The sequence below is a fragment of the Synechococcus sp. R55.7 genome (assembly GCF_047461955.1).
In the GTDB taxonomy this organism is placed as follows: Bacteria; Cyanobacteriota; Cyanobacteriia; order Thermostichales; family Thermostichaceae; genus Thermostichus.
Genome location: NZ_JANSIC010000065.1, coordinates 7066 through 12151 on the forward strand (window position 1 = coordinate 7066; position 5086 = coordinate 12151).

A 5086-nucleotide genomic window follows, 5' to 3' on the forward strand; every position below is an offset into this window, starting at 1 on the left:
GGCAAGGGATCCGGCGGTAGCTCCGGCAGGTCGGCAAATGGGGTTTCGGCTCGGCGCTCTCGGGCAAGCTCATTCTCCGGCTCGGCGGCCAGGGGGGATCCCGTCCTATCCACCGTTACCCGGTAGACCAAGCTCTCTGGCCAATCGGGGGGAGACTGCCACTGCTCTGCCAAAATGTCTCGCAGACGGGAAAGGGGATCCGCCCCTGCTGCCTCTCTTCCCGCTGTTGGGTCAGATTCTTGGAGGGATGTGGCCAAAGGCTGCGATTGACCCGTCAAGGCAGGGATGGTGAGCTGCTCTTGCGGGGAAGGGGAAGCTGTGGGATCCCTAGGGGGGCGACTGGCCCAGATCCCAACACCGGCCACAACTGCGATCCCTCCCACCAGCAGGGCCGCGATCCCGGTGGGCTGTCGATACCAAGCCCGCGTCACCGGAGTTCCCAGATTGGCCAGTTGGGGAATGTCATCCGCCACCTGGGAGAGGTTCTCCAGCAGGTCGTACAACTGCGTCATCGACAAATCCACCTGCGCGATGCGATCTTCCCCTTGGCGCACCGTGAGGCGATGAAAAATAAAATCAAGCGGACGGATGGCCACGGTACCGCTGAAGGTTCCCTTGGGTTCCCCACTCAAGTGGGATCCCACGTAGCGGTCGATTACGGTGATCAAATCGTTGAGCCAAACGTTATCGCCGTGTAAAGTTTTGACTGTCTCCCCCTGGCGGATTTCCAACTGACACTCGAAGCTGCGCTGGATGGCTTGCAGCGGCGGCGTTGCAGAGGAGTCTGAAGAATTGGAATCGGCAGGGGCTTCTCCCCGTACAGTCAGCGTAGAAGTGGGTTGTTGATAGGTGTGGCTAATCAGGGTGAGGCTGGGCATGGCAACTGCGGGCGAACAACACGGGTAGAGGGCTACAGAGGCGATAACAGAGGTGATAATTGACGAACCTGCCTCAAGAAGAGGGTGAGGTATCGGGGCCGGAGCTGTGGGCTACCCCCTCTTCTTCCAGATCGCTGCCGGCAGGCAAATCCATCTCAGGACGGCTGAGCAAGGCTTTCCACAGGCGCTGAGCGCCTTTCGGGCTACTGTAGAACATCAGCTCAATCAAGATGCGCAGGGCCAGCTCGGTGAGGCTATTCTCATCGCGCACGTCCCCATCCACCATGCGGCTGCGGTAGTGAGAGAGGAATTCATCCAAGTAATCTCCCACCAGCGGCTGACGGAAGGGGCTGAGCTCTTGATCGACAGCGGCTTCCAGTTGCTCCAAGGTGCTGCGGATACGGGCTTGTTGCTGAGCAGCCAGATAGGCAATCACCATCACCAGGGCGCGGGCCTCTTCGATATCGACCTTTTTGCGCCCACCGCTGCTGCGGCGCAAGGGGTTAGCATTGCGCAGTCGCCAGAGGGTCACCCGGTCGCCAATCTGCTCTTCCAAGTTGAGGGCTTTGGCTGCGGCCAGAACCGCTTCGGAACTTTCTCCGCTCAGGGACTCCAACCCCAGCAGTAGCAAGTCCAACTGGGCTTTGATGGTACCGGTGGCTGTGTTCAGGCCAACGGGCCGACTGTCTAACTGAATGTGCTTGTGTTCCACCGTCACGCTGTCAATGGGAGCTTTGGGTTTCGACGAAACTCTATGATCTCCTGTCCAAGCCAAACCTGCAACCTACCTCCCTGCGCTCTAGTCTAAAAGACTTTGGGCATGCTAGACTGCTCGCCAGCCTGCCGAGAGTTGAGCTCTCAGGGTTCTTCCCCAAAACGGGGTAACTCTGGATGCATCTTAGACCAATAAGAATGGGTTTTCTGGGCCGGTTTCTGTTTCGGCAACACCCCTACTCCTAGCTGAACTTGGGCTTTTGGACTCAGGGGGATGGCTACTTATAATGGGGAAAGCAGCTGCTGCTTTGGCCTTTAAGAGCTAAGTGACTACCCACCTTTATTGAGTTTCCCTTTTGTTGACACCAGCGACTCTAGGTGCAGCTTGATTCATCATGGCCTCTTCTGCTCGCTGCAGTACTCAGCCTGTCCCTGTTCACTGGGTCTTGATCTTCAGGGATCGATTGGGGCAGAGGGGGGTTGTTCTGGATAGTATCTATTACTCAGTGGGACGGTCTAAAGACAATCATATTCGCCTTTACGATCCCTGCGTCTCTCGGAAACACGCTTCCCTCATCCGCATCCCAGGTTCAGGGCCAACTGCACAGGGATCCCTGCAGTACAGCTACATGGTATTCGATGGCAGTCCGGGATCCAGGCCCAGCACCAATGGCCTATTCGTCAACGGAAAACGGGTTTTGTCCCATCGCCTTCAGCTCCTAGATAAGATAAGGTTTGGGCCGAACGTAACAGCAATTGTGGAGACAACGGATCGACTCAGCCCGGAAACCCTAGCCAAGTTATTGCAGCCTCTGGATGCTGCTAGCTCTACATCCCCATCCACCTTTGATTTTAATAAAGACACGGAGCCGAACCCGGAAAACCTGGCTCAGCCAGAGGAAGAGGATTTCACTGTTGCCTAAGCCAACCCAACCAGTCTTCTGAATCCTCCTGTGCCCCCCATCCCACCTGCTCTGAGCGGCTACTGGCAAAATGCCTTTGACCTAGAAGCCCATCTGGGATCCTTCCTGGGCCTTGGGGCTGCCGATCTGCGGGAGAAACTGCGGGCAGGGCAGCAGCAATTGGCGGAGTTGGGCCGGCGAGACTTTGGCTGGGATCGGGCAGATGCGTTTTATCGGGATCAGGTGAGATCCGCCTATCTGCTGGATTTGGCGGCTTGGCACCTGAGCAGCACCGACTACATCGGCGATACCTTACGCCTGGTGGCGGATCATGCCCGCGGGTTGGTGTTGGATTTTGGCGGCGGCATCGGCACCCATGCTATCGGGGCGGCCCTCTGCGCAGCGGTGGATCAGGTGATCTTCTGGGATATCAACCCCATCCATCGGCAGTTTGTGCAATGGCGGGCGGAAAAGCTGGGCTTAACCGAGCGCATCCACTGTCCAGAAAACTTCCCAGAAGAGATCTTTTTTGACACCGTCATCTGCTTCGATGTGGTGGAACATCTGGCGGATCCGGCAGCGCAGTTGCGGCAGTTTTACGACTGGCTCAAGCCGTCAGGTAAGCTTTTGATCAACTGGTACTTTTTCAAGGGGTTTAACGGCGAGTTTCCTTTTCACCTGGACGACCCGCAAAAGGTAGAGCAATTCTTTCAGGTGCTGCAAAGCCGTTTTTTGGAGGTGTTTCACCCCTATTTCATTACCGCCCGCTGTTACCGCAAGTGGGATAAAAGCTGAGATTGGAGAAAACCAAGGTGCTGCGCTATTTGCGGATATTGTGGCTGTTTTGGAGCACCTCAATCGCGGCAGAAATGGAGTACCGTGCCAATTTTTTCTTTGCCAGCCTCAGCAGTCTGGGTGGCTTGGGATCCGCTCTGTTTGGGCTGTCGTTGTTTTACCAGCAGGGGCACCGGCTGGGCGGTTGGAGTTGGCCGGAAGCCCTCATCGTGTTGGGGGTGTTCACCATTCTGCAGGGGGTGTCGGCCAGTCTCTTTAACGTCAACCTCAATCGCATTGTGCAGCAGGTGCAGGAAGGCACCTTGGATTTTGTTTTGCTAAAGCCAATAAGCAGCCAGTTTTGGCTGTCGGCCAGGGTGTTTTCCCCCTGGGGCCTGGTGGATATCGGCTTTGGCCTGTTGCTGATTCTCTACGCCGGGATCCAGCTCCATTTGCCTGCTTGGGTCTATGCTCTGGGGCTGCTGCCTCTGCTGCTGGGGCTGATCATCCTCTACAGCCTCTGGTTTATGTTGGGAGCCACCAGCATTTGGTTTGTCAAAATCTACAACGTCACCGAGGTGCTGCGGGGCCTAGTAGAGGCAGGACGATTTCCGATAGTGGCCTATCCGGTGGCCTACCGCGTGTTTTTCACCTTCGTCGTGCCGGTGGCTTTCTTGACCACGATCCCGGCGGAGACCTTGCTGGGGCGAGTCCAATGGCCGTGGCTGCTGGGATCCGCTCTGCTGGCGGCAGGGCTGTTGTGGGGATCCCATCTCTTCTGGCGCTTTGCCCTGCGCTTTTACACCAGCGCTTCCAGTTAAAGTCTGGGCCAAAAAGCTTGGATCCCAGGCATCCGAGTTTCCAGGAGTTGAGTAATTTCTACAGACGCGCCCCACGCGCTGACATCGCGGAGAACAACTGCCTTCAGTACAAGGCAGAGGGAATCGCAGAGTTCTCTGGGTTGAGGGCAAAAAAGTTTTCACTGCAGCGCTTTGCAGCCACAGGCTCTGTGGTTTAGGGGGGCTTGTCTGTCAGTGGTTTTGATGGTTTGTCGATCTTTTGAGGAGCCTGTTCAATGCACAAACACACAAGCTTTGTAGCAGCATCTGTGATAGCCGGCAGTTTTGCTCTCTTGGGCTGTGGCAGCAGCACTTCGTCTTCGATGATGCCTTCCCAAGCGGATTTGGTGGCTTTGAGCGGCGGCAATCGCCTCACTTTCATCCGCTCTGCCGATGCCTTTGTGCAGGGATCCCTGACGGTAACAGGAGTGAACGGCAACCTCATTGGTATCGATGTGCGCCCTGCCAACCGGCTGCTTTACGGGCTGACCGACACCAGCATCCTTTACACCATCAACTTGCAGACCGGTGTCGCTACCGTGGCCAGCACTCTGTCGGTTCCCTTCACCGCGGGCACGCTTTCTGGCATGGATTTCAACCCTGTTCCGGATCGGCTGCGCTTGGTGGGAGCCAATGGCCAGAACTTCCGCATCAATGTGGATACGGGCGAAGTGATCCAAGATAGACCTTTGGCCTTTGGCCCAATGGAACTACAGGGATCCCAGCCGGCCATCACCGCCGCCGCCTACACCAACAATGTGGCGGGTGCCCAATCCACGCGGCTGCTGAACATCGACGGGCAACGGAACCTGCTGGTGTTGCAGAATCCCCCCAACGATGGGGTTCAGGTGCCCATTGGCCCTCTGGGGGTGAACTTCGGCCCTATGGGTGGGTTTGACATCCGTACTGCTGATGGAGTGGATACCGGCTTTGCCATCGGCGGCTCCACCTTGTATCGAATTGACCTAAACACCGGTCG

The 5086-nt window shown here is 56.8% G+C and carries 6 protein-coding genes; 4 read left to right on the top strand and 2 right to left on the bottom strand.

Features of this window, described 5'->3' with window-relative positions; translation table 11 throughout:
• Together NW820_RS05130 and NW820_RS05135 are read right to left on the bottom strand one after the other, a co-directional pair.
• Positions 1-878, bottom strand: an 878-nt coding sequence (locus NW820_RS05130; RefSeq protein WP_414406865.1) for a DUF4335 domain-containing protein, incomplete at its 3' end; no start/stop codon positions are given.
• Positions 879-951: 73 nt separating this feature from the next.
• Positions 952-1596, bottom strand: a complete 645-nt coding sequence (locus NW820_RS05135) for a DUF3038 domain-containing protein (RefSeq protein WP_414341745.1) — start codon at positions 1594-1596, stop codon at positions 952-954.
• 391 nt (positions 1597-1987) lie between these two features.
• Here NW820_RS05135 and NW820_RS05140 point away from each other — a divergent pair, with 391 nt between their 5' ends.
• The 4 genes from NW820_RS05140 to NW820_RS05155 form a co-directional block, all read left to right on the top strand.
• The gene (locus tag NW820_RS05140) at positions 1988-2515 is read left to right on the top strand and encodes an FHA domain-containing protein (protein WP_011432802.1); all 528 of its coding nucleotides are present in this window, start codon (positions 1988-1990) and stop codon (positions 2513-2515) included.
• 30 nt (positions 2516-2545) lie between these two features.
• Positions 2546-3289, top strand: a complete 744-nt coding sequence (locus tag NW820_RS05145; protein WP_414329240.1) for a class I SAM-dependent methyltransferase — start codon at positions 2546-2548, stop codon at positions 3287-3289.
• Between the two features lie 17 nt (positions 3290-3306).
• Positions 3307-4089, top strand: a complete 783-nt coding sequence (locus NW820_RS05150; RefSeq protein WP_414406867.1) for an ABC transporter permease — start codon at positions 3307-3309, stop codon at positions 4087-4089.
• A 341-nt stretch (positions 4090-4430) separates the two neighbouring features.
• Positions 4431-5086, top strand: a 656-nt coding sequence (locus NW820_RS05155; RefSeq protein ID WP_414406866.1) for a DUF4394 domain-containing protein, incomplete at its 3' end; no start/stop codon positions are given.

Bases quoted from the DNA above. Each gene is read 5' to 3' on its own strand.
- NW820_RS05140 (WP_011432802.1), top strand. From the start codon at position 1,988: ATGGCCTCTTCTGCTCGCTGCAGTACTCAGCCTGTCCCTGTTCACTGG.